Source organism: Trichormus sp. NMC-1 (genome assembly GCF_001858025.1).
GTDB lineage: Bacteria > Cyanobacteriota > Cyanobacteriia > Cyanobacteriales > Nostocaceae > Anabaena.
Window position 1 is genome coordinate 986,674 of record NZ_LZQD01000002.1, and the last position, 26,218, is coordinate 1,012,891.

The window sequence follows — 26,218 nt, forward strand, 5'->3', positions numbered from 1 at the left end:
TCTGTTAATATCCTTCTCTTTATTTTTACCTTGTTATTGAAACCATTTCATAGACATAGATATATACTTACTTCTAACAGCAATCATAAGATATTAGATATATATGCACTACTGATAACAGGTATAAATTAATTGATGTCTCCTACCAAATACATTCAGGTGATGCCAATTTAACTCTAATACTGGCAGAAGAGAAAGTCTTGGCAATTTTAGCAAGTTAAAACTTGTAACGTGAATGTCTTGTTTAATTTTGGCTAAGGTGAGGGATTGATAGACCTTTCGCGCTTGCCCGCAAATCCACAACTACCCCTTTACTATCATTCCAGGCTGGGTCACTATCAGCTTGAGAGTAGATTTCTTCTATGCCCATAACTTGCCGTTCTTTGCCTGTGTGATAAATCAAAGCCAAATTATGAGGGAGCATTGTCTGCATATGTTTGAAGCCTAAGGGATGATTGACTCCATCCCATACTGTACTGCAATCTCGTTCTAAATCCAAAGTAAGAAGAAATTTCTGGTTTTGTTTTCAGTAGCCAATCAGCCATGAGCAAATACTCATCAATTAGGGTGTAATTTTTTTTAGTTGCCAAAAATGTAACCAAGCAACTTTTTGATTTAGGCAGTGTCAAAGTATAAATATACAAATCGGATTGTAGTTGTAAAAAGTTTTAGAAAGTTTTGGGTGAAAGTTCCCTAAAACCTGGAAACTCGGTATAAATTTTGTAAGGAGTGTACGTCTAATGTATAAAGCTACTTTATCCAGTTCTCGTTTTCAGCGGGGTGAGTTTTGGAAAAGACTATCTTTGACTTTACTGTTATTTATGATTTTTACATTACCTGCATCGGCACAAGAAAAAGAAAAACTATGGCGCACTTTGACGGTGAGTGGTCGTGGGGTGGAAGCAATTCCTACCACCTTGTCGCAAGTTAGTTTGGGTGTAGAAATTCAAGGAAAAACTGCTCAGGAAGTACAAAAAGAAGCAGCCCGCAGGTCATCAGCTGTAGTCAATCTGCTCAAAAGCCGCAACGTAGAAAAATTAGAAACTACAGGGGTTCGCCTAAATCCAGTATACAGCTACAGTAATAACGTACAAAAAATAACTGGTTATGCTGCCACGAATACAGTGAGTTTTCGTATTCCCGTTGATCAAACTGGTACGTTGTTAGACGAAGCTGTAAAAACTGGGGCGACACAAATTAACGGTGTGAGCTTTGTAGCTAGTGATGATGCGATCGCCAATGCCCAAAAACAAGCACTTAAAAAAGCTACTCAGGATGCTCAACAGCAAGCAGAAACAGTTCTCGGCACATTGGGGTTGAAGTCGAAAGAAATTGTTAGTATTCAAATCAATGGTGCCAGTGCGCCACCGCCACCTATGCTTTACCGGACAGAAGCTAAGTTAGCTAATGCAGATGCTTCTACCCCCATAGTTGCTGGTGAACAAGAAGTACAAGCATCTGTAACGCTGCAAATTAGTTATTAGTCATTGGTCATTGGTCATTGGTCATTGGTCATTGGTCATTGGTCATTTGGAAGGTTTATAGATGATTCTGATATTCTGATATTCTGACTCCTGACTCCTGACTCCTGTACGGACGTATTGCAATACGCCCCTTCTGACTAAATTAGAAATTCTCTGGAGACATATCAGCCATACCGCCTTCACCGTCACGCTTAGAGCCTAGTAACTCTAGTTGTTCTACATGAATAACTGGACTAGAACGGTTGACTCCGGTTTGGCGATCACTCCAGGAATCAAATTTCAAGGAACCTTTAACCCCGATCAGGCTACCTTTCCGTACATAGTTCCCTGCGACTTCGGCGGTTTTACCCCAAAGTTCTAGATTAAACCAGTCGGGCTTATCGTTGTTACGCGATCGCCGGTTAACTGCTAGTGTTAATTTACATTTAACTGTACCAGACTCGAAGTACTTCATATCGGGGTCAGTGCCTACACGACCGACAAGAGTGACAACATTGATGCTCATGGGTGTTACCTTTTAGTACAAAAGTACTAGATTATTGTAAATAATATAATATCTAATTGTAAAAATATTTAAAATATGTTAAGTAATTAGCAATATAATTAATTCCACACAATGATTCAAAATTTACTTGGCATCATTGCCAAAATTATACGGTTATACTGAGTGACTTGGGAATAGAGAAAATAAGAGGCCTGAAACTTCCATCAAGATTGACAAAAGTTATGGAAAAAATAGTCTGTTTGACTGGAGCCAGGCGAAAAAACATAATAGAATCCAGCACAATTAACTCTGACATTATATTCATAAGTAGCGCACATAGGGGGCTTAGAGACGCGTGGGTCTTTTTAGGAACTTTCGCTCATCATGGGATATGGGTATCGACCTCGGTACTGCCAACACCCTAGTTTATGTATCTGGTAAAGGAATTGTACTCCAAGAGCCTTCAGTAGTAGCCATTGATAAAAATGAAAAGATAGCGCTGGCAGTGGGAGAAGATGCCAAAAAAATGCTAGGTCGAACACCAGGTAATGTGATTGCCGTTCGTCCCCTGCGTGATGGTGTCATTGCTGATTTCGATACCGCTGAATTAATGCTAAAAAGCTTTATCCAGCGAGTAAATGAGGGCAGATCCCTAATTTTACCTCGGATTGTCATTGGTATTCCCAGCGGGGTAACAGGAGTTGAAAGACGGGCTGTGATGGATGCAGCTACTCAAGCTGGGGCCAGGGAAGTATATTTGATTGATGAGCCAGTAGCAGCAGCAATTGGCGCAGGACTGCCTGTAGCTGAACCCACTGGTAACATGATCATTGATATTGGAGGTGGCACAACAGAAGTAGCGGTGCTGAGTCTTCAGGGTACAGTAATCAGCGAATCAGTGCGGATTGCGGGAGATGAGTTGACTGAAGCAATTATCCACTACATGAAGAAAGTTCATAACTTAGTCATTGGTGAACGAACAGCTGAGGATATCAAAATTCGCATTGGCTCTGCCTATCCTACCAATGATGATGGCGATGCTATGATGGAAGTCCGAGGTTTGCATTTGCTGTCTGGATTACCGAGAACTGTTACCATTAAAGGCCCGGAAATTCGGGAAAGTATGTTGGAACCGCTATCAGTAATTATAGAAGCAGTTAAGCGTACACTGGAACGCACACCCCCAGAACTCGCATCAGATATCATTGATCGGGGAATTATGCTGGCAGGCGGTGGTGCATTACTCAAAGGCTTAGACACCTTAATTAGTCATGAAACTGGTATTGTGACACATATTGCCGCCGATCCCTTAAGTTGTGTTGTCTTGGGGACAGGTCGTGTGTTAGAAAACTTCAAGCAGCTAGAACGGGTTTTCAGTGGACGTTCTCGCAATATGTAGGATTGATACTGGATTCTGTATTATATGAAGTATGGAATCCAATATCGTGAATAATTTATAAAATATATACAGGTATAAATGTTTACTGCACGCCGTTGGTGGGAACATAAAGGTTTACAAATAGGTTTGTTAGCTCTAGTCGCTGGTAGTGCTTGGACACTGCGACAAACTCAAGGCACACTACTGCTGGAGATATATCAAGGTATTACCCGTCCATTACAGATATTACAACCAGGAATAAGTCCTGAAGAACGTATTCGTGACGCTCGGTTTATGGAGTTACAAACACGCATAGTTGATCTGGAAAGTCAAAATCAAAAACTGCAAAGTTTATTGGGTTACGCAGAGAAAGATCAGGGTTCAGCCAAACGGGTTCTAGCGAGAGTAGTGGGACGCAGTGCTGATCACTGGTGGCAACAAGTGACACTAAATCGTGGTACAAATGCTGGGATTCAAGAAGGGTTTGTAGTTAAAGCTGATGGTGGATTGGTGGGTTTGGTAGAAAGTGTCACTCCCAATACTAGCCGTGTGTTGTTAATTAGCGATTTGAAAAGTCAAGTAGGTGTTACTATTAGCCGCACAGCAGCCAAGGGGGTTTTGCGTGGTGATTCTTCTGCCGAAGGGGTACTAGAGTTTTACGAGAAAGTTCCTAATGTTAAGGTGGGGGATTTAATATCTACTTCTACTTATAGTCAGAAATTCCCTGCTGGCTTATCGGTAGGACGAGTTAAGTCTCTGGATTTAAATAAACTCCCAGCTTCCGTGGCGAAAGTCGAGCTTTTTCCACCAATTCAACATTTAGATTGGGTAACTGTATATCCTAAGCCAGAAAACACAGATCCGGAAAAACCCAAGGTAACAAATCAACAGTTACAAAAGTTTAATTAAATATAGCCGTGGACAGGGTGGTTAGGACATCAATTGATAATGAAACTCCCACGACAAGAGGGTTTTACTCCTGACTCCTGACTCCTGACTCCTGCTATAGTTGACAATTTGGCAAAACCATGAAAATTCCTGGATTTCCTGGCAACAGACAGAGAACCGCACCATCGCCAGACCGAAAATCCACATCCTTCATCCCAGGGTTGAGACATTGGTATCCTTGGGCGCGTCAATTGTTGGATTGGGCGGTCACATCTGGCTCTGTGCTGTTATGTTTACTGTTGTTACCAACCCGTTTACCAGGGATGGAATTATTGGGTATTGGGCCTAACTGGGTACTAATTTGGGTGGTGGCGTGGAGTGTGAAGCGATCGCTCTTTGCTGGTGTCTTCGCCGGTGTAGTGATTGGCTTATTACAAGATGCGATGACATCGCCTTACCCTTCTCATGCTATAAGTTTGGGGATAGTAGGGATGCTCACTGGTCTAATACAGAAGCAGCGTTTTATTCAAGAAGACTTTATTTCTATTGCTTTAATTGTCTTTGGGATGGCAGTATTAGCAGATACTATTTTTGCTGTGCAATTGTCTTTGGTAGGCGATCGCAAAGTGGAAGACATTTGGACATACTATCAGCGTGTGGCCTTAGCATCGGCGATTCTGAGTAGCTTGTGGGCCCCTGTCGTTTATTATCCCTTAAATCGCTGGTGGCAACAGACAAAATTAATTCGTAATTCGTAAGATTATTGAGTACCTAGATATATATGTTCAAGAGTTAGTTAACATGAATAACTCCTCAACGGTAGCTCCAGCAGATGCATTTTCACCCAAAGACACTCAAGAGAATCAACTTCTAGGACAATCTGTCATCAGCGTGGATATCCCAGCCAAAGAAATAGTAGGTAGTGAATTTGACTCCCGGATGATGCAACGGTGTATAAAACTAGCCTGTCGCGCTTTGGGGCGGACTTCGCCAAACCCGTTAGTGGGGGCGGTGGTTGTCAAAGATGGGGAGATTGTGGGAGAAGGGTTTCATCCTCGTGCTGGTGAACCTCATGCCGAAGTTTTTGCCCTTAAAGCTGCCGGAGATAGCGCTCGTGGAGCTACAATCTATGTCAGTCTTGAACCTTGTAACCACTACGGACGGACTCCACCCTGTTCAGAAGGATTGATAAATGCTGGTGTTTCTAAGGTTGTAGTGGGTATGGTTGACCCTAATCCTCTGGTAGCTGGAGGGGGGATTGCCCGGTTACGTGCAGCGGGAATAGAAGTGGTTGTAGGGGTAGAAGAAGCTGCTTGTCAAAAGCTAAATGAAGGTTTTATACATCGCATTCTTTACAAACGACCTTTGGGAATTTTGAAATATGCCATGACCTTAGACGGCAAAATTGCTGCTAGTTCTGGACATAGTACTTGGGTGACAAATCAAGATGCTCGCAGTGAAGTACATCAACTTCGGGCGGCTTGTGATGCTGTAATTGTTGGTGGAAATACGGTACGACAAGATAATCCTTATTTAACTAGCCACCAAGTGGGTGGGCATAATCCCCTGCGGGTGGTGATGAGTCGCAGCCTAAACTTGCCGGAAAATGCTCGTCTCTGGGAAGTTGCTGAGGCTCCAACTTTAGTTTTGACGGAAATTGGCAGTTCACCAACTTTTCAAGAAATGCTGCTCAAAAAGGGGGTAGAAGTTGTGGAATTTCCATCACTAACGCCCGAATTAGCAATGACTCATTTGTACGAGCGAGGTTTTTGTAGCGTATTGTGGGAATGCGGTGGTACTTTAGCAGCGAGTGCGATCGCTCAAGGAGCAGTACAAAAAATCCTGGCTTTTATCGCCCCCAAAATCATTGGTGGTAGTAATGCTCCTACACCCGTAGGCGACTTAGGTTTTACTACCATGACTGAGGCGTTACCCTTAGAACGTGTTCGTTGGCGTGTTGTCGGTTCCGATTGCTTAGTGGAAGGTTATTTGCCACAAAGAAGTCAGTAGTCATCAGAGATTGGTGATTTGTGTTGGCGATAGCCTGCCATTAGGCATATTGGTGACAGGGAATAGGTAATAGGCAAAAGTGAGAAGGTTATTCTTCCCCTCTCCGTGTCTCCGTGTCTCCGTGTCCCCGCGTCCCCGCGTCTCTCCATCTCCCCATCTTTCCTGGATGATCATGACTGCTCACGTTCATAGGCAAGATCGCGGATGAGACTTAACCTGGCTTGAATGTAGTCACAAAGGTAGTCAGTTTCGTTTGCATCCAACAAAGCTTGCTTTGTGGTTTGTTTGACTAACCACTGTACCAAACTAGCATCGTCAAGCTGCAAGAGAGTCACCGCTTGGGCGGCTTCAACTATAGACCAAAGCTGACGCATAATCGTAGGAGTCATCAGACCTCTATTGAATCTTGAGCTTAGTTCTTTTCAGATTACACAATTTCGATATAAGTTGACGAGATAAAGCTACAACATGAGACAACTGTTATTAAAAACTTAACAAACAGATTTATAACTTTATGAACATTCAGAATTGTTAAAATACATAGATTGATTAACAAAAGTTAACCCAATCTCATCGAGAATAATTGAACATTCTTAACCTAACTAAATACTCTCCTATTATACAAATCGCAGATCTAAATTACTAGCTCTGTCAGTTATCAGTAATTTAATTTAGGGATTCAAACCCTAATGCCAAAATAGTTATGAAAGTGGGAGACTGATAATTGATTTTTGACTAGGGGAGGGGGTAGAAATATAACTTAATGCTAATTTGTTCAAGAATAAATTTTCTAAAATGCTGATTATGACTTAGAATTTTAAGAATAAAACAGGGTAACTAACATTTTTGTTAGCGGTAGTTCTCTACTAATGACTGCAATGGTTAAGCCTGACAACAGCTTGAAAATACTTGAAGAAACCTACTTAATTGTAGAACAGATGGAAGTAAGTGCGATACCGACACCTATGTTATCTGAAGCAGGTTTCGGCATTGCTGATTATTGCCAAAACAGTAAATTTGGTAAATTACTACCTGATGCTTTTTACATTCATGTGTTAGCACTGCACATACTTGACCCTTGGCTTCAGGAATATGAAAGCCGCGCCCGTCGTGTCGTACCGCAAGTAGAAGGAGCTACATTAGTTAAATTTAGCACTAATAAAGCCAAAATTTCCTATTTATTTTATCCTGATTTTGATACTGACCCCCATCCTGCATTACGAGTAAGTATTCAAGTTGACTTAGAAACTGGTGAAATTGGCTACCGCGATTATAGCGACTCAGCAAATCCTCCCATTCTTCACCGCAAAGAAACTTTTGTCACACCTGACTATCCCTTTTATGAGCAGTTTGCAGCCTTAACCCGCACTCAAGAAGCTTTAGGATTATTGCATAATACCAGAGGGATTGGGACACGAGAGGGTTGGGAAAAGCGGTTACAAGCTTATGGGGTGGAAATACAGGGACATAACCTGATTCAACGACAAATCGCCAATACAGCTAATTTAACCCCAAAAATCGAGCGACATAAAGCCGCAATTATTCGTCCTGATTTATCCCGTCCAGTCAGATTAGCTTTAGACTCAGGCTTATTTAGTCCAGAAACCAACTTTTTTGATTATGGTTGTGGACATGGTGGAGATGTTACTCGCATCGCTGAACAAGGTTACATTAGTAACGGTTGGGACCCTTACTACTGTGCAAATATTCCCCGTACACCTGCGGAGATTGTCAATATTGGCTTTGTAATTAATGTTATTGAAGACCAAAGTGAACGTCGAGAAGCTTTAATCCAAGCTTGGGAACTAACTCAAAAAGTGCTGCTGGTATCCGCCCAAGTTTTAATTGCTGATAGTAGAAGAGGTGTAATTGCTTTCGGTGATGGGGTAATTACCAACCGCAACACATTTCAGAAATATTATGAACAAGAAGAATTAAAAATTTACATTGATCAAGTGCTAGGAGTTGATGCAATTCCTGTGGCTTTGGGCGTTTACTTTGTGTTTCGGGATGAAGCTGAAGCACAGTTATTTCGGTCTTCGCGCTTCCGTTCTCGTGCTAGTACTCCGAGAATACGTGCTTGTGTGAAGCGGTTTGAAGAACATCAGGAATTGTTAGCGCCCTTGATGGCTTTTATGACGGAACGGGGACGACTTCCTAGTAAGGGGGAATTATCTCAAGAAGCGGAAATTTGTACAGAATTTGGAAGTTTACGACGTGCCTTTAGTGTAATTATACAGGCGACAGACTCTGAAGAATGGGAAGCGATCGCAGAAAAACGCCGTCAAGATTTGATGGTTTATCTAGCGCTGTGTAATTTCAGCCGTCGTCCCAGATTAGGACAATTAGCCCCAGCGGTACAAGATGACATAATTGGTTTATATAGTACTTATAAACAAGCGTGTATAGATGCTGATCAAATGCTACGCAGCTTGGGAAATACACAACTAATTATTAAACGTTGTCAAGAAAGCAAAATCGGGAAAAAATTACCTAATTCTCTTTGGGTGCATATTTCTGCACTACAATCTGTTGATCCTTTACTACGCCTTTATGAAGGCTGCGCTAGTAGAACAATTGGGCGCTTAGAAGAAGCAAATGTGATTAAGTTCCATATCAAAAACCCAAAGATTTCTTATTTATTTTATCCTGATTTTGATATTGATCCACACCCAGTTTTATCTAAAGAAATGACCATTGATTTGCGGGATTTACACGTTACTTATCAAGACTATGATCTTGAAGATGACCCGCCAATATTACACCACATAGATGCTTTAGTAACTCCTGATTATCCCCAATATGAGAAGTTTGTTAAATTAACTCGTCAAGAAGAAGATTGGGGACTTTTAGATAATTGGCGGACTATTCGTCGTCTTTCTGGTTGGAAACAATGTTTAAAAGAAAATTGTGCTGTTCTGAATGGTTATAGGTTAAGTTGGTGTAAAGATGCTGATCCATATAAATTAAAATTATTAAAAAATGCTGTTAATCATCGCAAAATCGAGAAAAATAAAATAAATCAATGTCAAGATTCAGACTCAGAAACACCATAAATTTGTTTTGCTAATTTTACCCAATCTGCAATTCCTTTTTTTGTGGGTATTCCAGAATTGTTAAATGTCCAAATATCCCGTTTATGTTGTTGTCCATAACTAATGTGAATTGGTTGTTCGTTACTGTAAAAATAGAGAGAATCAAAAGGTAGTTTGTTTTGTAAAATCCATTCTACTAATTCTGTACTCGGTAAATCTGTAATCATAAAATCACAAGCTGCCCCTAATCTTTCACAGTAGTATTTACCATTTTTGTTGATTTCATGGCTGATATGTTGGTCGAGATTAGGGGCTACACGACCGTTTTTTTGCCCTGTTACTGGGTCTTTTTTCTCAAGATATTTTTTTAAGTCTGGAGAACAAAAACCATAGGTAAGACGAAATTTTTCTCTACCAAAATAATCTATAATTGGGTCGATGATAAATTTATTTAAATCCTGTAAAGCCGGAATAACTTCTTGGATATTTTGCGGATAAGGGTTGATGTGTTGGTTATATTTATGATAAGTTTGCGTACAGGTACAAAATTCTGCCAATGTGATGTATTTACTAATTTTTACTTCTCTCGTATTCATATCCAATCCTTAGATAGCATTTCCTAGTGTAATGAAGTACAAAATTATCTGCGTTTATCTGCGTCCATCTGCGTTTAATTATTACTGCTTGTACCTCACTTGAATGAGAATTGCTATAAGATATTTCTCAACAATATATTCTGATTTCTATTTTCAGTATTTGGTAAATTTGGGGAATCTTGATGTATTTATACCAGTTGAGATTTGGGATTGTTAAAGACTGACTGCATTAGCTTTGTAGTTTTCTATTTGTTCTAATTAGGGGTATAATTAATATTATAAGAATTAGTCTGGTTAATATGTTAGCTTAAAAATTTCTTGTTTATAGGAATCTCAATTTTCACAAACAGCAAATTCACTGTTCCAACTAATTACTAATAACGAGAAAACTATGAATGTTCAAGAACTTTTAACTAGGTATGCTAAAGGAGAAAGAAGCTTTCAGGGTATTGTATTACCGGAAGCAAACCTACAAGGAGCTAACTTAGGTGGTGTGGACTTTGGTAGAGCAGATTTAAGAGGTGCTAACCTCACAGCAGCATCTTTAAGTGGAGCTAATTTAAGTAAAGCCAATCTCCGAGGTGCAAAATTAGAAAGAGCGCATTTATCGGAAGTTATTCTCTGTGGTGCTGATTTAACTCAGGCCACCCTAAAAACGGCTCATTTAAATGAATCAGATCTCAGTGGAGCATTGTTAAGTGGTGCTAATTTGTGCGATGCTAATTTACATATGTCCTCAATTTCAGCCGCAAACTTACAGGGTGCAAACCTGAGTGGAGCAAAAATGGGCGGAGTGCGAATGTGGAAAGCAAATTTGCAAGATGCTGATTTAACTGGTGCTGACTTAAGTGAAGCGAATTTGTGTGAGGTGAATTTGACAGGAGCTAATTTAGATGAAACAGATATGAGTGAAACCTTCTTAACAGGGGCGATTATGCCTGATGGTAGCATTCATAGTTGACGAAAAATTTTTCGATTTACTGACTTAGGCAATTTTAACGTAAATTTCAGATGTATTAAGTAGATAAGTAGGTGGGCGTTAAAAATTGTCGTTGGGGCAAGGGAACAGGGAACAGGGAACAGGGAACAGGAAGAGAGCTTTGGGCGATTTTACTTTTCTTCACATACCTTTAAATTTTTCTGTTAACCTACTTAGACAGAATTAAATGTAAGGTAAAATATTTGTCGTAGTGAGAGATAAATCGCTCTCTTGCTAGGTTTGATAGGGCTAAAGCCCTTACTACTAACTTTTCTTTTGTTCAGTCTTACTACTTAATTGAACCAATGTTGTTAAGCTGTTGTGCATTTAATTTGTATAAGTCTAGCGGGCTGTCCGTCCCGCACCACAAGATTTAACTATATTAGGTTTATAAAATTTAGCTGCGTAATTGAAGCTAATTTTTATCATGTATTTTACCCGTGAAGGAAGACGAAAAACATATCCAACCAAGCACGGAATTTAAATCAAACAGTCCCTAACTTTGGTAAATCTATTTTACCTGATTTCTGGTTGGCTTAAGAGTTAATTAACTGCGTCCCCAATCACATCCAGACTGTAAATTAAATTCAATTTATTTATTGTTATTTATTGGGCTTTTTTCCGAATATTCCTCCCGTCAAGTCCTTCTTGAACCCATCTGAGACATTCATATTCTGATTTGAACAATTTTGGTGCTGCTAGATTATTTAAAGATTCGGGTGGATAATGGTCATAAAAATATTTATTGTTCTCTTTACACACAATTATTAAATTGTGGCGATAAACGTAGCGCGCTCTAAAACCATCTTCATGACTTATAAACTCTGCATTGATGTCAATATGTTCTTGGGCAATATCAACAATATTTCTGATACTAATTCCATACACTTTAGCGGGATTTTCTACCTTATGAAACTGGCTTTTTCTGCCAATTTCTGACAATAATTTGTATGAAAAAATTTCGTAATTATCGACTTTACCAAAAATAAATGGAATGATCAAATATCCTTTGTATGAGACTGAGCTTTCATATAGAAGCCGACTCATCTCACTGTCTTTTGGTTTAAATTCTTCCATAATTTTACCTAAAATCTATATATTAATATAAAACATATTTTGTACTTGGTATCTATAACACTTAATATTTTATACATAAAGCCAGCCAACCTGCTGTCAGTTATTAGTTATAATTGCTACCAAAGAGTCAGTTGACTAGGTGGCTGGTTAAGGTTGTTCCAAGGTAGAGAGGGAACTGCTACAGCGGTTTGTTCTAATAGCTGTTGGAAATAACGGGCATTATGAGGAGACATATCTTCTGTGGGACAATGGACAAAGAAATAAATCCGTACTCCTGCTTTTAACCATTTTTGGATCTGTATTACCCATTGTTCCATAAACTGCTGATTAACTGACAACTGCGGATGAGAAATAAAACGAATCAAACTAAAAGGTGCTGTAACACTAAATTGTACTGGTAGCTGAGGTTTGCGCCGTTCTGATGCTAATTGTGGATCATCATCTCCACTGTAAATGGGGCGTGAGTCTAATAACACTCTCCCCACCTCTAATTTCTCTAACAGTGTCGTCAAATTACTCTTATGGGGTTCTCGAAACCAGTCAGGATGTCTTACTTCTAAGGCTAGAGGTGCATCTCTACTAGGCCAAGCTTCCAGAAAAGCCGCTAAATCATCCAACAATGCAGGTGAGTAACTGGGCGGTAGTTGAGCAAACATTGGTCCCAAATGCTTACCTAAAGGGCGCATTTTCTCTAAAAATTGTAAAGCTTCAGGGATGTGGGGACGCAATAATTTTTGATGGGTGATATCTCGCGGTAATTTTAAACAAAACTCAAACCCTGGCGGTGTTTCTGTAGCCCAACGGGTGACTGTTTCGGGGTTAGGTACGGCGTAGAAAGTGGTATTACCTTCTACAGTAGTAAAACGGCGACTGTAAAGATGTAGAAAGTCAGTGGTGCGAGTTCCTGGGGGATAGAGTTCGCCCACCCAACCTTTATATGCCCAAACGGCACATCCGATATAAAAGTTCACAAAATAAGTCGCTTTGATATGTTCTATTCAATTGTACAAGTAGTTAAAAAACATTGACTCTTGCTAGTATTGTATCAAGATTATACTAACTCAATAAATTAGTAATTTTATGCCAAGAAAAGAACAAGGTTGGGTGACATTTCAAACCTCAGAAGAGGAGAAAAAGATTTTAGAGGAATTCTGTCAGCACTCTCAGCGAACTAAAACTGAGATTTTGCGGGAATTAGTACGTGGTCTTAATAAGTCCTCTTCACCGCCAACATCGTTACCAACTCCACAAGAGAAAGTGGAAACTCACACTTATGAGTTGGAAATTATTAATTCAAAAAAGCCATTAAAAGTTAGTTCACGCAATGTTCTTAAGGGAGTTGTGAAACGAGTTACTACAGGAACTGTGAATACTGAAGTGACTTTAGAAATTGTTCATAAAGTTGAGTTAACTTCAATGATTACTAGAGTTTCGGCTGAGGAGTTAGAATTGTATGAAGGTACAGAAGCTTATGCTGTGATTAAATCTAATGATATTGTCATTGCTAAAGAATAAAGACAGATGTAAAACAAACTTCTTAAACTCCAACAAAAACGGGAAATTGCTTTCCCGACTCATAACGACAATTTTTGAATTTGAAAATGGATAAATAAGCTCATCCAAATTAGTCGGTTAAAACCGACTTTAGCTATGATATTGTCATTGCCAAAGAATAGAGACAGATGTAAAAGAACCTTCTTAAACTCCAACAAAAACGGGAAATTGCTTTCCCGACTCATAACGACAATTTTTGAATTTGAAAATGGATAAATAAGCTCATCCAAATTAGTCGGTTAAAACCGACTTTAGCTATGATATTGTCATTGCCAAAGAATAGAGACAGATGTAAAAGAACCTTCTTAAACTCCAACAAAAACGGGAAATTGCTTTCCCGACTCATAACGACAATTTTTGAATTTGAAAATGGATAAATAAGCTCATCCAAATTAGTCGGTTTTAACCGACTTTAGCTGTTAGACAGGGAATTTATTCCCTGGCTAAACGAATGCTTATGATAATCTAATATTAGTCTAAGCTTCGACTTTTACACCTTTCCAGAAGGCAATATAACCTTCTATATTTTTAGCTTTTTCTTTGGTGCTGGGATAGTACCAAGCAGCATCTTTGTTGACTTGTCCATCAACTTCAATACTGTAGTAACTAGCGACTCCTTTCCACGGACAAGTGGTGTGGGTGTTGCTGTCTTGGAAATACTGTTTGTTAATAGCGTCAGCAGGGAAGTAATGATTTCCTTCGACGACTACGGTGTTATCGCTTTCGGCTAAAACTGTGCCGTTCCAAATTGCTTTCATAATGAGGATTGAAAAAAGTTAACAATTATTATTGTGACACTATTAATCAATAAGTTAAAGTCAGTTAAATAAACTTATGTTTTTTCATAGATCCTTAGCATCTTTTTATCTATTGGTTTAGCTCTTGGTATTTTGCGTAAGTCATGGTAATATCTAGAAATCAGACTTAAATTTTGAACGCATACTGAGATGTTAAATCGCAGTACATGAGACTGAGCTTTCATATAGAAGCCGACTCATCTCACTGTCTTTTGGTTTAAATTCTTCCATAATTTTACCTAAAATCTATATATTAATATAAAACATATTTTGTACTTGGTATCTATAACACTTAATATTTTATACATAAAGCCAGCCAACCTGCTGTCAGTTATTAGTTATAATTGCTACCAAAGAGTCAGTTGACTAGGTGGCTGGTTAAGGTTGTTCCAAGGTAGAGAGGGAACTGCTACAGCGGTTTGTTCTAATAGCTGTTGGAAATAACGGGCATTATGAGGAGACATATCTTCTGTGGGACAATGGACAAAGAAATAAATCCGTACTCCTGCTTTTAACCATTTTTGGATCTGTATTACCCATTGTTCCATAAACTGCTGATTAACTGACAACTGCGGATGAGAAATAAAACGAATCAAACTAAAAGGTGCTGTAACACTAAATTGTACTGGTAGCTGAGGTTTGCGCCGTTCTGATGCTAATTGTGGATCATCATCTCCACTGTAAATGGGGCGTGAGTCTAATAACACTCTCCCCACCTCTAATTTCTCTAACAGTGTCGTCAAATTACTCTTATGGGGTTCTCGAAACCAGTCAGGATGTCTTACTTCTAAGGCTAGAGGTGCATCTCTACTAGGCCAAGCTTCCAGAAAAGCCGCTAAATCATCCAACAATGCAGGTGAGTAACTGGGCGGTAGTTGAGCAAACATTGGTCCCAAATGCTTACCTAAAGGGCGCATTTTCTCTAAAAATTGTAAAGCTTCAGGGATGTGGGGACGCAATAATTTTTGATGGGTGATATCTCGCGGTAATTTTAAACAAAACTCAAACCCTGGCGGTGTTTCTGTAGCCCAACGGGTGACTGTTTCGGGGTTAGGTACGGCGTAGAAAGTGGTATTACCTTCTACAGTAGTAAAACGGCGACTGTAAAGATGTAGAAAGTCAGTGGTGCGAGTTCCTGGGGGATAGAGTTCGCCCACCCAACCTTTATATGCCCAAACGGCACATCCGATATAAAAGTTCACAAAATAAGTCGCTTTGATATGTTCTATTCAATTGTACAAGTAGTTAAAAAACATTGACTCTTGCTAGTATTGTATCAAGATTATACTAACTCAATAAATTAGTAATTTTATGCCAAGAAAAGAACAAGGTTGGGTGACATTTCAAACCTCAGAAGAGGAGAAAAAGATTTTAGAGGAATTCTGTCAGCACTCTCAGCGAACTAAAACTGAGATTTTGCGGGAATTAGTACGTGGTCTTAATAAGTCCTCTTCACCGCCAACATCGTTACCAACTCCACAAGAGAAAGTGGAAACTCACACTTATGAGTTGGAAATTATTAATTCAAAAAAGCCATTAAAAGTTAGTTCACGCAATGTTCTTAAGGGAGTTGTGAAACGAGTTACTACAGGAACTGTGAATACTGAAGTGACTTTAGAAATTGTTCATAAAGTTGAGTTAACTTCAATGATTACTAGAGTTTCGGCTGAGGAGTTAGAATTGTATGAAGGTACAGAAGCTTATGCTGTGATTAAATCTAATGATATTGTCATTGCTAAAGAATAAAGACAGATGTAAAACAAACTTCTTAAACTCCAACAAAAACGGGAAATTGCTTTCCCGACTCATAACGACAATTTTTGAATTTGAAAATGGATAAATAAGCTCATCCAAATTAGTCGGTTAAAACCGACTTTAGCTATGATATTGTCATTGCCAAAGAATAGAGACAGATGTAAAAGAACCTTCTTAAACTCCAACAAAAACGGGAAATTGCTTTCCCGACTCATAACGACAATTTTTGAATTTGAAAATGGATAAATAAGCTCATCCAAATTAGTCGGTTTTAACCGACTTTAGCTGTTAGACAGGGAATTTATTCCCTGGCTAAACGAATGCTTATGATAATCTAATATTAGTCTAAGCTTCGACTTTTACACCTTTCCAGAAGGCAATATAACCTTCTATATTTTTAGCTTTTTCTTTGGTGCTGGGATAGTACCAAGCAGCATCTTTGTTGACTTGTCCATCAACTTCAATACTGTAGTAACTAGCGACTCCTTTCCACGGACAAGTGGTGTGGGTGTTGCTGTCTTGGAAATACTGTTTGTTAATAGCGTCAGCAGGGAAGTAATGATTTCCTTCGACGACTACGGTGTTATCGCTTTCGGCTAAAACTGTGCCGTTCCAAATTGCTTTCATAATGAGGATTGAAAAAAGTTAACAATTATTATTGTGACACTATTAATCAATAAGTTAAAGTCAGTTAAATAAACTTATGTTTTTTCATAGATCCTTAGCATCTTTTTATCTATTGGTTTAGCTCTTGGTATTTTGCGTAAGTCATGGTAATATCTAGAAATCAGACTTAAATTTTGAACGCATACTGAGATGTTAAATCGCAGTACATAAAGGTTTTATCTAAAATTTTGTTCATAAATAAAATATAAATCCTATATTAGTTTAATAAATTAAGGAGGTTTTGTATAATCACTAAAATTTAAGTAAGCATTCATCTCTCAATCGTCAGCAACAAGCTATCAAAAATCAAAATATAACTAAAATTATGAAAATATGAAGAAAATTAATGCTAAGTTGAGCAGTTTATTAATTGACCAAGAGCAATGGAATAAAAGTATTTTTTTGTGGCTTCTTATTCTTCTGGGAATAGCTCTACCTTTTTTGCTTGTCACATATATAGATTCCTATTTTAAAGATGATGTAAATGTATTTCATTCTTGGGTGGATTGCTGGAATCAAAGAACTTATATAGAATGCCAACTTAAAGTATCTCCTAATTATCCTGTAGCTGGACTAGCTCTAAGTGCAGGTGTAATCCATACTATAATTTCTACTTTCGGTATTATTGAGAGAACTACTGTAGATTTAATTTTTCGTTATTATTTAGCATTTTTCGATTCTTTAAATTTTCTTTTATTTATCTGGTTAGCCAAGCTGATGCGCTTTCCTTTTCCCATTTTTATAGGTATGATTCTATTAATAATACCATCTACTTGGGTAGGAGGTGCGGTTTGGGGGCAAATTGATGGAATTTCCTTATTCTTTTGCTTACTTTCTGTAATTTGTTTTTTCAAATCATGGCGATTTAATGATATAGATACAGCGAATAAAAAAGCCTGGGAAAGTGGAATTTATTTACTTGTAGGAACTGGTAGTTTTGCTATTTATATTTTAACTAAACAGTTGGCTATATTTTCCCTACCTTTCTTTTTGATCCTTGGTCTAATAACTGCGTGGAGATTTTGGAAATTATTCCAATATAAAGGAATTGTATGGATATTTTTAGCTTTAATTTTCTTTATTTTCTTCTTTCGTAGTCTAGATAGTCTTTTGGAAGTACCTGAACAATTTCATAATTCAAGTTACTGGTTTGTATGGAAAGGGGGAGGAAGCGAACATGGAAACAAAATTTCTGGAAACGGATTTAACATTTGGATGTTTCTGGGTCGTGATATGCGGTCTTCTTCTCATATTCCTTTTTTAAGTTTAAAATTGGGAAATCTCCAATATAACTTTAGTCCATATAAAACTGGAATTGCTTTATATTCAATATTCATATCCTTGATTTTATTTACCTGTGGAAAGGCAATTTGGAAATCTTGCAAAAGTAAAATTTGGATTGAACAAAGAGATAAAGCAGCAGGTTACTTAATGTCTCTATTATGTTTGTTTCATGGTCTTTGCCATTTTGGTTTCAATGTTTTACTCAGTGGCACACACGAACGTTACCTATATTTAGGATATCCATTTTTACTCATTGCAATTACTTGGTTTTATATCAATCAGATTGAATTTTCTCTACGTTCAATTATATTTTGTTTCTTTGCAGCCTTAGCCTATGGATGTTTTGTTTTTTCCATTATGGGACCACTGCCACAAATACTATTCCCTTTCCAAAGACACGAATTTTTAGCCTCCCTGCATCTTTTTATCTTAGTTTTTCTCTTAGACTCATGGATACATATAAGTCAAAAGAGTATTAGCTCAATCGGTAAGATATCTGACAATTCAAACAATAATTCCAACTTTTAACTCATTTACCTGTAATCTAGTGTAAATTTTATTTTAGGGAATGGTGAGAAAATAAGTAAGTCAACTAATTAAACGTACAATAGAAAGTGTATAGATCCCCGATTTTTTTGAAAAGAAGTCGGGGATATGGGTATTACGTTTTTTCAGGTTGAATTGCTTAACATACAGCAGAATTCAGGAGTCAGGAGTAAAACTGGCGAATGTGTCTAGGTTTCAATCTTGATTCTGTACCTCATTGATCTGCAATCTGCTGTATCAGGCATTCTTCTGTTAAGTTAAAACTAGTTAACAATCTCAACCCCTATCAATACAAGCATTATCTGCACAGATATTTACCATGCTTCAGTATCCTCACTTAGAAAAAGCCTTAAAACATCATTTTGGTTATGATCAATTTCGCCCTGGACAAAGGCAAATTATCGAAGATGCGCTGCAAAATCGTGATTTAATGGTAATAATGCCCACAGGTGGGGGTAAATCTCTGTGCTTTCAATTACCCGCACTCTTAAAACCAGGTTTAACAGTGGTGGTGTCACCGTTGATAGCTTTGATGCAAGATCAAGTGGAAGCACTGCGAAATAACAACATTTCTGCCACATTTCTGAATAGTAGTCTCAACGCCTATAAAGTTCGCTCTCGTGAAGAAGCGATTATGAATGGTAAAGTAAAATTACTTTATGTCGCCCCAGAACGCCTGATTAGTGACCGATTTCTCCCGCTTTTAGATGTAGTTAAAGAAAAAGTCGGGATTTCTACATTTGCTATTGATGAAGCCCATTGTGTCTCAGAATGGGGACATGATTTTCGCCCAGAATATCGACAATTAAGATTATTAAGGAAACGCTATCCTGATGTGCCTACTGTTGCGCTGACTGCTACCGCTACAGATAGAGTCCGGGCTGATATTATTGAACAATTAGGATTAAAAAAACCCAGTATTCACATTGCTAGTTTTAACCGCCAAAATCTTTATTATGAAGTTCGTGCTAAAAGTAACCGCGCTTATGCTGAATTATTAGAAATAGTTAGAGAAAATGAAGGTTCAGGAATTATCTATTGTTTAACTCGGAAAAAAGTTGATGAAATAACTTTAAAATTACAAAATGATAAAGTTTCAGCTTTACCTTATCATGCTGGATTAAGTGATGAAGAAAGAGCAAAAAATCAAACTCGGTTTATTCGGGATGATGTGAGGGTAATGGTAGCGACAATTGCCTTTGGTATGGGCATTAATAAACCTGATGTGCGGTTTGTAATTCATTCTGATTTACCCCGAAATTTAGAAAGTTATTATCAAGAATCAGGTAGGGCTGGGAGAGATGATGAACCTTCTAGATGTACACTGTTTTTCAATTATGGTGATATTAAAACTATTGAATGGAGTATTAATCAAAAACCAGATCCACAAGAACAATTAATTGCTAAACAACAATTACGTCAAGTCATTGATTATGCAGAAGGTACAGACTGTAGACGCACAATTCAATTAGGTTACTTTGGTGAAAGATTTCCTGGAAATTGCGGAAATTGTGATAATTGTCGCTATCCCAAACCTGTGCAAGATTGGACAATTGAAGCTATGAAGTTTTTATCTTGTGTGGCACGGTGTAAAGAAAGATATGGAATGCTTTATATTATTGAGGTGTTGCGGGGTGCAAAAAGCCAAAAAATTGCCCTCAACGGACATGATCAACTGTCTACTTACGGGATTGGGAAAGATAAGACTGTAGATGAGTGGCGGATGTTAGGGCGATCGCTCTTACATCAAGGTATACTAGAGCAAACCGCTGATGGTTACTCGGTTTTGAAGCTTAACGCCCTTAGTTGGGAAGTAATGCGAAAACAGCGTCCAGTCTCCATTGTGGTTCCTGTAGCGCAGAAAATTTCCTTCAACAGGGGAAATATCAAAGCCGCAGAGGTAGAAATTCTGATGCACAGATTGCGATCGCTTCGTAAACACATCGCTGATGAACAATCTGTCCCACCTTACGTCATCTTTCATGATTCTACCTTGAAATTAATGGCGCAAGTACAGCCCAGAACTTTATATGAATTTGGCGAACTTTCTGGGGTAGGTAGTCACAAATTAGCCGAATATGGCGATAAATTTTTGGCAGAAATTCAAGCCTATCGTCAAGAACAAGGTTTACAGCCATCAACAGCTAATCAAGTAAATTACTCACAGGTTAATAACTTTCCTTCTGATACAGAATTAACAACACTTCAGTTATATCAGCAGGGTTTTAGTATTGAAGAAATTGCTCAAAAACGCAATATTCGCCCTACCACAATTATCCGTCATTTGGCAGATTTAATTGAGAAAAATCAACCTGTAGATTTAAGTCAATTAGTAACTCTAGAACATCAACAAAAAATTTGGCAAGTTCTAGAAGTCCTCGGCGATATTGCCCTGACACCCATTCGGGATTATTTAGGTGAAAGCTATAGTTTTGATGAAATTCGCTTAGTGCGAGGAAAGTGGAGACGAGAAAAACTTAAGTAACTTTATTGCTATTTAATTTTAGCATATATGGTGCGATCGCTGATATTTTTAGTCTGAGAATAAGCATTGCATGAATTATTGAATACTTAAGAAATCCTCGGACTTTAGGACGAGGAGGTTTGGGTTAAACTCTCCGTGAACAGTGATTAGTAAAGCTTGTATTAAAGCCTGTGCTTTTAGGAGTATCTCTGCAAATTCCGCTGGCGGCTCAGATAAAGCCACAATACCACCTCCCACACCGATAGAGGTTTCATGGGGAGTTATGAGTGCAGCGCGAATCACAATATTCAAATCAGCTGCACCATTGAGCGCCAAAAACCCAATTGCACCAGAATAAATCCCCCGTGCCTCTGGCTCTAATCTATCAATAATTTGCATAGTTCTAATTTTTGGCGCACCAGTCATGGAACCGCCAGGAAAAGCCATGCGGATACAGTCAGTTGCTCCCATATTTGGACGCAAACGACCGCGAATAGTAGATACAAGTTGATGTACAGTCGCATAGGTTTCCACATCCATTAAGTGAGGAACATGAATACTACCAACTTCGCAAACTCGACCTAAATCATTGCGTAACAAATCGACAATCATCAAATTTTCAGCGCGGTCTTTTTCGCTATTACGCAAAATTTCCCGCAAAATAAAATCTTCTTCAGGAGTTTTTCCCCTAGCCAGAGTTCCCTTAATAGGCTTAGTTTCTACCCAGCCTTGAGAATCAATTCGTAAGAATCTTTCTGGAGAAGAACAAGCAACAGCAATATCACCAAAACGCAGAAAAGCTGAATAAGGTGCAGGATTAATTCGGCGTAAAGTCCGATAAAATGCAAGTGGTTCAGGAATAGTTTTTGTATACAATTTATTAGTCAAGCAGACTTGATAACTTTCCCCTTCATAAATTTCTTGTAAACATTCTTTAATATCATCTATATAATTTTTGTAATCACGACTTAATCGGAAGATCACAGACTCCTGACTTTGGGGAAAAATTGGCGGTAACGGTGGTAGTTTACGAAGTTGTTGTTTTGTTGACTCAAACCAAACTTCTGCTAAATGGAATTCATCTTTTTTCGTCAGACATAAAAGATAAGTTGTTTTTTCTTGGTGATCAAATACAATAATTTGGTCAGCTAAGATAAAAATTGCATCAGGAAGAGATGAAGAATGAATTAATTTTGAGCCACATTCTGCCTTCAGCTCATAACCGAAATAACCAACAAATCCGCAATTGAAATCAAAAGGTAAATCATCAGAATTGCAGGATCTTTTCTCAAGTTCTTTTTTAAGATAATCAAAAATACTTTCTATACGATGTGTGACTTTACCTGATTGCGTAATCGTTAATTCCTGACCTTGGGTACAGTACTCCACCACCTGACTATTTAAACCACTTCCAGCACCCATAAAAGAGAAGCGAGCTAGACCAGGTTCAACTCTGCTACTATCAAGCCAAAAGGCATTTTTTTCTTTTCCAAACAAATGCACAAATACCTGTTCTGCATCAGGGTAGATATCTAGTTTTTGACTCAAAACAGTAAATTGCTGCTTTAAATCTTGAGCAGGATAGCTAGTTGAAATTAGAGAATTATCTTTAAATTGTCTTGGGTGATCAGAAATTAATTGTTGTTGATAAAATTGTAAAGTAATTTTTTTAAAGTTTTCAAGAATATTTTTACCATATTCAGTGCAAATTGATTCAGGATGAAACTGCACACCCCAAAATGGTAAATGACGATGACGTAAACCCATTACAATTCCTTCTTCAGTCCAAGCAGTTTTTTCTAGACAACTTGGTAAATCTTCAGAAATAATCAATGAATGATAACGTACCACAGAGAAACTTTTAGGAATTCCCTGAAATAACTCCAAGCTATTATGATAAATTTTGCTCAATCTTCCATGTCTAACTTCGGGTGCATGAATCACCTTAGCACCATATAAATAACCTAGTCCTTGATGACCAAGACAAACACCAAGTAAGGGGACATTTATATTTTGGATTACCTGCTGACAAATGCCGAAGTCTTGAGATTTTTCTGGACGACCGGGACCAGGAGAAATTACTATATTATCAAATTTTAGTTGCCTTAATTCGTCCCAATCAATTTGATCATTATGAATTACAATAGGAGGCTGTCCATTTACTTCGGCAATCAGCTGATATAGATTAAATGTATAAGAATCGTAGTTATCAATAATCAGTGTTTGCACTCAAAAATCCCCTTTGTATCTTCTGTTGGTAAATTGCGTCTTTATCAGGAAAAATTAACTCACTTCATCTACAGGTAAGACATCATGAAAATGGTTATAGTCAACATAGCGATTTCCATCAGGCGTGTGGTGCATAATATCAACAAATCTACTATTCCATAAAATCTCATTAGCACCATAACTATGACGAGCATGAACAATCTGTGCCACAGTTTCATCAATACCACTAACAGAAACCATCAATAAAGTATTGGTGTGAGTTAGTAATTCTGCCGTCATGCCATAGAGAGGGCTAGACTCATCAATAATATGCATTACTAGCCAGGATAAAGAGAAATTAGGTGTCTGATTGCGTAAAAGTTTGAGATCATAAATTCGCCGCATGGAATATCCTTCGACTGTGATTTCGTCACGCATTAAATACATCCGCATCTGTGCTTCTAAAATCATATTCCGGCGCTGGTTAGCGGTACGAAATATCAGGGTGGGGACTCCTTCATGGAGTGTGATCACAGCTACACGACTAAATATTACACGGGCAGTTGGTCGAGAGAAACGAGCAAAGGCTAATCCTGTCATCACCGCAATTCCCACCACACCAATCATTGCTTCAATAGTGACAATGATATTGGCATACGTTGTTTTTGGATACATTGCACCGTAGCCAATAGATGCCAATGTTTGCACACTGAAGAAAAAGGCATCTGAAAAAGAACCTGGTTGAGCATTAGCTATACAATCTCCTCCTAGCAAGTAGGCAAAGGCAAAAAAAGCATTAATAACCACATAAAAAATACAAGCTAGAAGCAAGAAACCAAGCCAGGGAATCGTGAGGAGCAAATGATAAGGATCACGCCAATAAGAATGCCATGCACCCATACCCATGATCTCAAATTGTCCATTGTGGATCTTGATATGAACTCGCGGGATTATACCTTTTTTTTGCTTCCTGGACTGTCTCTGCAATCGAAATTTCATGGGGAGTAACCAAAAGCATGATGAATGGTAGTATGGCTAGATATGAATGCAGCTATAAAGCACAAACCTGATAGTTATTTATTCCTGATGAATCGCAATTTTTGGATTATTGCTTTAATTGCCTTTGTGAACTCCCTGAGTTTTACAATTTTAATTCCCATTATCTATCTTTATGGCAAACAATTTGGTCTGAGCGATTTCCAAACGAGTTTATTATTTTCCGTTTACTCTATCGCTCAGTTTTTCGCAACTCCTGTGATTGGTAAATTGTCCGACCGTTTTGGACGTAAGCCTTTACTAATCATCAGTTTAGCGGGAACAGTCATCGCTAACTCCATAGCTGGAACTGCAACAACTGCGGGACTGCTTTTTTTCGCCAGATTTTTAGATGGTATCACCGGTGGTAATGCTTCTGTTGCCCAAGCAGTAATTTCTGATATCACCAGCCCAAAAAATCGCGCTCAAGCGTTTGGAATTTATGGGGCTGCAATGGGTTTAGGCTTTGTCTTAGGGCCAGCTACTAGCTTGTTAGCACAACAGTTTTCTTTGGGGGCTGCTTTTTTAGTTTCTGGTGCAGTTGCGTTTGTCGCTTTGTTAGTGACAATCTTCTTCTTACCTGAAACTCTCCAAAATCAAGCTACCAAATCTAAGAACATTTTTGATTTAGGCTTAGGAAATTTAATTAAAGGTTTAGCAATGCCGGGAGTGGGTATTTTGCTCTTCATTAATTTTTTAACGGGAACAACTTTTACGATGTTTACCTATGCTTTTCAACCTTACTTTATTCAAGTTTTAGGTCAAAATAGTAAGTCTTTAACATTGTTGTTTTTATTATTTGGCATCTTAGCTGTGATTATGCAAACCTGGGGAGTTTCTGTGATGAGTAAGAAAATTGATGTTGTTAAAATATTATTTTTAGGGTTGTTTTTTCGGAGTTTTTCATTTGCTTTGATGCCAATTTTTCCTAATATTACTTATTTTGTGATTGTCAGTATTATGTTTTCAATATTTAATTCTTTAGTCCAACCGATGATTAGCACGTTAATTTCTCTCAATGCTCAACCACAAGATCAGGGAACTGCATTGGGTTTAAATGCATCTTATTTAAGTATTTCTAATGGTCTTGGCCCTGTAATTGCTGGAGTTATTGTCAAACAATCTCATCCCATTACCTATGGCTATCCTTTATATTTAGCAGGATTTTTAACATTTTTTGTTTTAGTTTTTGCAATATATAATCGGAGAAGATATACACCTAGTCATGGGTAATTGATAATTCATAAAAAAGGTGGGCAATGCCCACCCTAAAAATAACTACTATGAAAACTTTTATGAAAACTTTTATGAAAACTTTGGTTGTTGACTGTGAGAACAGCGGTTAAACCATTCTTGATACTTTTGCTGTTGGGACTCATTTTCTAGGATAATTGCCAATTTTATTTTCTGGCATCCATGATTTTGTTCCAGAGCGATCGCATTTAAAAGTAAACTAGCAATTTTTGGGGAACTCAACTCACCACTGACCATGAAATTACTGTCAAAATTTGTAAATTGCGGTATTTCTCCTATGGTTAACTCTACACCGGAAATTTCACCTTGACTTAAATCAATTTCTGCTAGTTGTTTATGCTCTGGACTAACTTGTTCAACAATCAACTTTTCCCGGCGGACAGGAACTTGTATCATGTGAGTTTCAATTACTTTACGAACAATAACCTCTCCTACTTTCTGTTTGTGATTATTAACAACCAATTTTTCTTCTAGAAGAGAGATAATTTTTTCCTCAACCACTGCTGAATATTCTAAATTGACAGAGGTATTTGTTTCTAGCTTATGGTCGTTTATTGTTTCCGAGCTTAAATATTCAGGCATATACTTTATTTATCATGGTTCTATGTTAATGTCAGCCGATTGATGACTTCTTTTTTTCAACGAAATTATTTAGCCCGCCTGAGCGGGCTAACTTAGTGTAACCTCAGCCTTACAGCTAGACTGAGGAAAACTATTGTCATTT

26 protein-coding genes are annotated in these 26,218 nt (G+C 38.0%); 12 read left to right on the forward strand and 14 right to left on the reverse strand.

All coding sequences use genetic code 11. The annotated features are described in order from the left end of the window. Positions 1-244 precede the first annotated feature (244 nt). The gene (locus tag A9Y75_RS30385) at positions 245-499 is read right to left on the reverse strand and encodes an EVE domain-containing protein (protein WP_343232408.1); all 255 of its coding nucleotides are present in this window, start codon (positions 497-499) and stop codon (positions 245-247) included. A 241-nt stretch (positions 500-740) separates the two neighbouring features. On the opposite strand from A9Y75_RS30385, the gene A9Y75_RS11085 reads away from it, so the two are divergent. Next, complete coding sequence (locus tag A9Y75_RS11085) at positions 741-1,484, forward strand: SIMPL domain-containing protein (protein WP_071189591.1); 744 nt, start codon at positions 741-743, stop codon at positions 1,482-1,484. A 142-nt stretch (positions 1,485-1,626) separates the two neighbouring features. Here the strand turns inward: A9Y75_RS11085 and A9Y75_RS11090 are convergent, their stop codons facing one another. After that, complete coding sequence (locus A9Y75_RS11090) at positions 1,627-1,989, reverse strand: single-stranded DNA-binding protein (protein WP_071189592.1); 363 nt, start codon at positions 1,987-1,989, stop codon at positions 1,627-1,629. A 370-nt stretch (positions 1,990-2,359) separates the two neighbouring features. Here A9Y75_RS11090 and A9Y75_RS11095 point away from each other — a divergent pair, with 370 nt between their 5' ends. Together A9Y75_RS11095 and mreC are read left to right on the forward strand one after the other, a co-directional pair. Beyond that, positions 2,360-3,367 (forward strand): rod shape-determining protein, encoded by a 1,008-nt coding sequence (locus tag A9Y75_RS11095; protein ID WP_071189593.1) that lies wholly within the window; start codon positions 2,360-2,362, stop codon positions 3,365-3,367. Between the two features lie 78 nt (positions 3,368-3,445). Further along, positions 3,446-4,255, forward strand: coding sequence for a rod shape-determining protein MreC (gene mreC, locus A9Y75_RS11100; protein WP_071189594.1), 810 nt, complete (start codon positions 3,446-3,448; stop codon positions 4,253-4,255). 29 nt (positions 4,256-4,284) lie between these two features. Here mreC and A9Y75_RS28410 read toward each other — a convergent pair whose 3' ends face one another. Then, positions 4,285-4,464 (reverse strand): hypothetical protein, encoded by a 180-nt coding sequence (locus tag A9Y75_RS28410; protein ID WP_177176127.1) that lies wholly within the window; start codon positions 4,462-4,464, stop codon positions 4,285-4,287. Between A9Y75_RS28410 and mreD the strand changes: the two genes are divergently transcribed. Both mreD and ribD read left to right on the forward strand, forming a co-directional pair. Next, the gene (gene mreD, locus A9Y75_RS11105) at positions 4,447-4,992 is read left to right on the forward strand and encodes a rod shape-determining protein MreD (protein ID WP_236721381.1); all 546 of its coding nucleotides are present in this window, start codon (positions 4,447-4,449) and stop codon (positions 4,990-4,992) included. The genes A9Y75_RS28410 and mreD overlap by 18 nt on opposite strands. 43 nt (positions 4,993-5,035) lie before the next feature. Then, complete coding sequence (gene ribD / locus A9Y75_RS11110; protein ID WP_071189596.1) at positions 5,036-6,244, forward strand: bifunctional diaminohydroxyphosphoribosylaminopyrimidine deaminase/5-amino-6-(5-phosphoribosylamino)uracil reductase RibD; 1,209 nt, start codon at positions 5,036-5,038, stop codon at positions 6,242-6,244. A gap of 3 nt (positions 6,245-6,247) precedes the next feature. Here ribD and A9Y75_RS28415 read toward each other — a convergent pair whose 3' ends face one another. Both A9Y75_RS28415 and A9Y75_RS11115 read right to left on the reverse strand, forming a co-directional pair. Beyond that, positions 6,248-6,418, reverse strand: coding sequence for a hypothetical protein (locus tag A9Y75_RS28415; protein WP_177176154.1), 171 nt, complete (start codon positions 6,416-6,418; stop codon positions 6,248-6,250). Beyond that, positions 6,415-6,633 (reverse strand): hypothetical protein, encoded by a 219-nt coding sequence (locus A9Y75_RS11115; RefSeq protein ID WP_071189597.1) that lies wholly within the window; start codon positions 6,631-6,633, stop codon positions 6,415-6,417. The genes A9Y75_RS28415 and A9Y75_RS11115 overlap by 4 nt, the downstream gene beginning before the upstream one ends. A gap of 489 nt (positions 6,634-7,122) precedes the next feature. On the opposite strand from A9Y75_RS11115, the gene A9Y75_RS11120 reads away from it, so the two are divergent. Beyond that, positions 7,123-9,300, forward strand: coding sequence for a DNA phosphorothioation-associated putative methyltransferase (locus A9Y75_RS11120; protein WP_071189687.1), 2,178 nt, complete (start codon positions 7,123-7,125; stop codon positions 9,298-9,300). On the opposite strand, the gene A9Y75_RS11125 is transcribed toward A9Y75_RS11120, so the two are convergent. Next, complete coding sequence (locus A9Y75_RS11125; protein WP_071189598.1) at positions 9,273-9,875, reverse strand: hypothetical protein; 603 nt, start codon at positions 9,873-9,875, stop codon at positions 9,273-9,275. The two genes, A9Y75_RS11120 and A9Y75_RS11125, sit on opposite strands and share 28 nt — an antisense overlap. Before the next feature lie 391 nt (positions 9,876-10,266). Between A9Y75_RS11125 and A9Y75_RS11130 the strand changes: the two genes are divergently transcribed. Beyond that, on the forward strand, positions 10,267-10,836 hold the full coding sequence (locus A9Y75_RS11130; protein WP_071189599.1) for a pentapeptide repeat-containing protein: 570 nt from the start codon (positions 10,267-10,269) through the stop codon (positions 10,834-10,836). A gap of 624 nt (positions 10,837-11,460) precedes the next feature. Here the strand turns inward: A9Y75_RS11130 and A9Y75_RS11135 are convergent. Continuing rightward, positions 11,461-11,901: a hypothetical protein gene (locus A9Y75_RS11135; RefSeq protein WP_071189688.1), complete on the reverse strand. Its 441-nt coding sequence runs from the start codon at positions 11,899-11,901 to the stop codon at positions 11,461-11,463. Positions 11,902-12,047: 146 nt separating this feature from the next. After that, positions 12,048-12,902 carry a DUF72 domain-containing protein gene (locus A9Y75_RS11140; protein ID WP_071189600.1) on the reverse strand — a complete coding sequence of 285 codons (855 nt, stop codon included), beginning with the start codon at positions 12,900-12,902 and terminating at the stop codon, positions 12,048-12,050. Between the two features lie 109 nt (positions 12,903-13,011). Here A9Y75_RS11140 and A9Y75_RS11145 point away from each other — a divergent pair, with 109 nt between their 5' ends. Next, positions 13,012-13,446 carry a molybdopterin-binding protein gene (locus A9Y75_RS11145; RefSeq protein ID WP_071189601.1) on the forward strand — a complete coding sequence of 145 codons (435 nt, stop codon included), beginning with the start codon at positions 13,012-13,014 and terminating at the stop codon, positions 13,444-13,446. Positions 13,447-13,961: 515 nt separating this feature from the next. Here the strand turns inward: A9Y75_RS11145 and A9Y75_RS11150 are convergent. Further along, entirely contained in the window at positions 13,962-14,246 is a 285-nt protein-coding gene (locus A9Y75_RS11150; protein WP_071189602.1) for a DUF427 domain-containing protein, read from the reverse strand. Between the two features lie 383 nt (positions 14,247-14,629). Further along, entirely contained in the window at positions 14,630-15,484 is an 855-nt protein-coding gene (locus A9Y75_RS11155) for a DUF72 domain-containing protein (RefSeq protein WP_071189600.1), read from the reverse strand. 109 nt (positions 15,485-15,593) lie between these two features. Between A9Y75_RS11155 and A9Y75_RS11160 the strand changes: the two genes are divergently transcribed. After that, positions 15,594-16,028 (forward strand): molybdopterin-binding protein, encoded by a 435-nt coding sequence (locus A9Y75_RS11160; RefSeq protein WP_071189601.1) that lies wholly within the window; start codon positions 15,594-15,596, stop codon positions 16,026-16,028. A gap of 354 nt (positions 16,029-16,382) precedes the next feature. Here the strand turns inward: A9Y75_RS11160 and A9Y75_RS11165 are convergent, their stop codons facing one another. Continuing rightward, positions 16,383-16,667, reverse strand: a complete 285-nt coding sequence (locus A9Y75_RS11165) for a DUF427 domain-containing protein (protein ID WP_071189602.1) — start codon at positions 16,665-16,667, stop codon at positions 16,383-16,385. Between the two features lie 369 nt (positions 16,668-17,036). Here A9Y75_RS11165 and A9Y75_RS11170 point away from each other — a divergent pair, with 369 nt between their 5' ends. After that, positions 17,037-18,515, forward strand: a complete 1,479-nt coding sequence (locus tag A9Y75_RS11170; protein ID WP_071189603.1) for a hypothetical protein — start codon at positions 17,037-17,039, stop codon at positions 18,513-18,515. A gap of 337 nt (positions 18,516-18,852) precedes the next feature. Further along, on the forward strand, positions 18,853-21,018 hold the full coding sequence (recQ, locus tag A9Y75_RS11175; protein WP_071189604.1) for a DNA helicase RecQ: 2,166 nt from the start codon (positions 18,853-18,855) through the stop codon (positions 21,016-21,018). 75 nt (positions 21,019-21,093) lie between these two features. Here recQ and pabB read toward each other — a convergent pair whose 3' ends face one another. Both pabB and A9Y75_RS11185 read right to left on the reverse strand, forming a co-directional pair. Next, entirely contained in the window at positions 21,094-23,226 is a 2,133-nt protein-coding gene (gene pabB / locus A9Y75_RS11180) for an aminodeoxychorismate synthase component I (protein WP_071189605.1), read from the reverse strand. 54 nt (positions 23,227-23,280) lie between these two features. Continuing rightward, entirely contained in the window at positions 23,281-24,204 is a 924-nt protein-coding gene (locus A9Y75_RS11185) for an ion channel (protein ID WP_071189606.1), read from the reverse strand. Positions 24,205-24,228: 24 nt separating this feature from the next. Here A9Y75_RS11185 and A9Y75_RS11190 point away from each other — a divergent pair, with 24 nt between their 5' ends. Beyond that, entirely contained in the window at positions 24,229-25,473 is a 1,245-nt protein-coding gene (locus A9Y75_RS11190; protein WP_236721371.1) for an MFS transporter, read from the forward strand. Between the two features lie 72 nt (positions 25,474-25,545). On the opposite strand, the gene A9Y75_RS11195 is transcribed toward A9Y75_RS11190, so the two are convergent. Further along, positions 25,546-26,076 carry a DUF2382 domain-containing protein gene (locus A9Y75_RS11195; protein ID WP_071189607.1) on the reverse strand — a complete coding sequence of 177 codons (531 nt, stop codon included), beginning with the start codon at positions 26,074-26,076 and terminating at the stop codon, positions 25,546-25,548. Positions 26,077-26,218 lie beyond the last annotated feature (142 nt).

What these genes read in the sequence shown, in the direction of transcription:
- recQ (WP_071189604.1), top strand. Translation starts at nt 18,853, where the DNA reads ATGCTTCAGTATCCTCACTTAGAAAAAGCCTTAAAACATCATTTTGGT.
- ribD (WP_071189596.1), top strand. Translation starts at nt 5,036, where the DNA reads ATGAATAACTCCTCAACGGTAGCTCCAGCAGATGCATTTTCACCCAAA.
- A9Y75_RS11145 (WP_071189601.1), top strand. Translation starts at nt 13,012, where the DNA reads ATGCCAAGAAAAGAACAAGGTTGGGTGACATTTCAAACCTCAGAAGAG.
- A9Y75_RS28410 (WP_177176127.1), bottom strand. Translation starts at nt 4,464, where the DNA reads ATGTCTCAACCCTGGGATGAAGGATGTGGATTTTCGGTCTGGCGATGG.
- A9Y75_RS11095 (WP_071189593.1), top strand. Translation starts at nt 2,360, where the DNA reads ATGGGTATCGACCTCGGTACTGCCAACACCCTAGTTTATGTATCTGGT.
- mreC (WP_071189594.1), top strand. Translation starts at nt 3,446, where the DNA reads ATGTTTACTGCACGCCGTTGGTGGGAACATAAAGGTTTACAAATAGGT.
- A9Y75_RS11130 (WP_071189599.1), top strand. Translation starts at nt 10,267, where the DNA reads ATGAATGTTCAAGAACTTTTAACTAGGTATGCTAAAGGAGAAAGAAGC.
- A9Y75_RS11085 (WP_071189591.1), top strand. Translation starts at nt 741, where the DNA reads ATGTATAAAGCTACTTTATCCAGTTCTCGTTTTCAGCGGGGTGAGTTT.
- A9Y75_RS11125 (WP_071189598.1), bottom strand. Translation starts at nt 9,875, where the DNA reads ATGAATACGAGAGAAGTAAAAATTAGTAAATACATCACATTGGCAGAA.
- A9Y75_RS11190 (WP_236721371.1), top strand. Translation starts at nt 24,229, where the DNA reads ATGGTAGTATGGCTAGATATGAATGCAGCTATAAAGCACAAACCTGAT.
- A9Y75_RS11170 (WP_071189603.1), top strand. Translation starts at nt 17,037, where the DNA reads ATGAAGAAAATTAATGCTAAGTTGAGCAGTTTATTAATTGACCAAGAG.
- A9Y75_RS11185 (WP_071189606.1), bottom strand. Translation starts at nt 24,204, where the DNA reads ATGAAATTTCGATTGCAGAGACAGTCCAGGAAGCAAAAAAAAGGTATA.
- A9Y75_RS11135 (WP_071189688.1), bottom strand. Translation starts at nt 11,901, where the DNA reads ATGAGTCGGCTTCTATATGAAAGCTCAGTCTCATACAAAGGATATTTG.
- A9Y75_RS11090 (WP_071189592.1), bottom strand. Translation starts at nt 1,989, where the DNA reads ATGAGCATCAATGTTGTCACTCTTGTCGGTCGTGTAGGCACTGACCCC.
- A9Y75_RS11160 (WP_071189601.1), top strand. Translation starts at nt 15,594, where the DNA reads ATGCCAAGAAAAGAACAAGGTTGGGTGACATTTCAAACCTCAGAAGAG.
- A9Y75_RS11115 (WP_071189597.1), bottom strand. Translation starts at nt 6,633, where the DNA reads ATGACTCCTACGATTATGCGTCAGCTTTGGTCTATAGTTGAAGCCGCC.
- A9Y75_RS11195 (WP_071189607.1), bottom strand. Translation starts at nt 26,076, where the DNA reads ATGCCTGAATATTTAAGCTCGGAAACAATAAACGACCATAAGCTAGAA.
- A9Y75_RS11120 (WP_071189687.1), top strand. Translation starts at nt 7,123, where the DNA reads ATGGTTAAGCCTGACAACAGCTTGAAAATACTTGAAGAAACCTACTTA.
- A9Y75_RS28415 (WP_177176154.1), bottom strand. Translation starts at nt 6,418, where the DNA reads ATGATCATCCAGGAAAGATGGGGAGATGGAGAGACGCGGGGACGCGGG.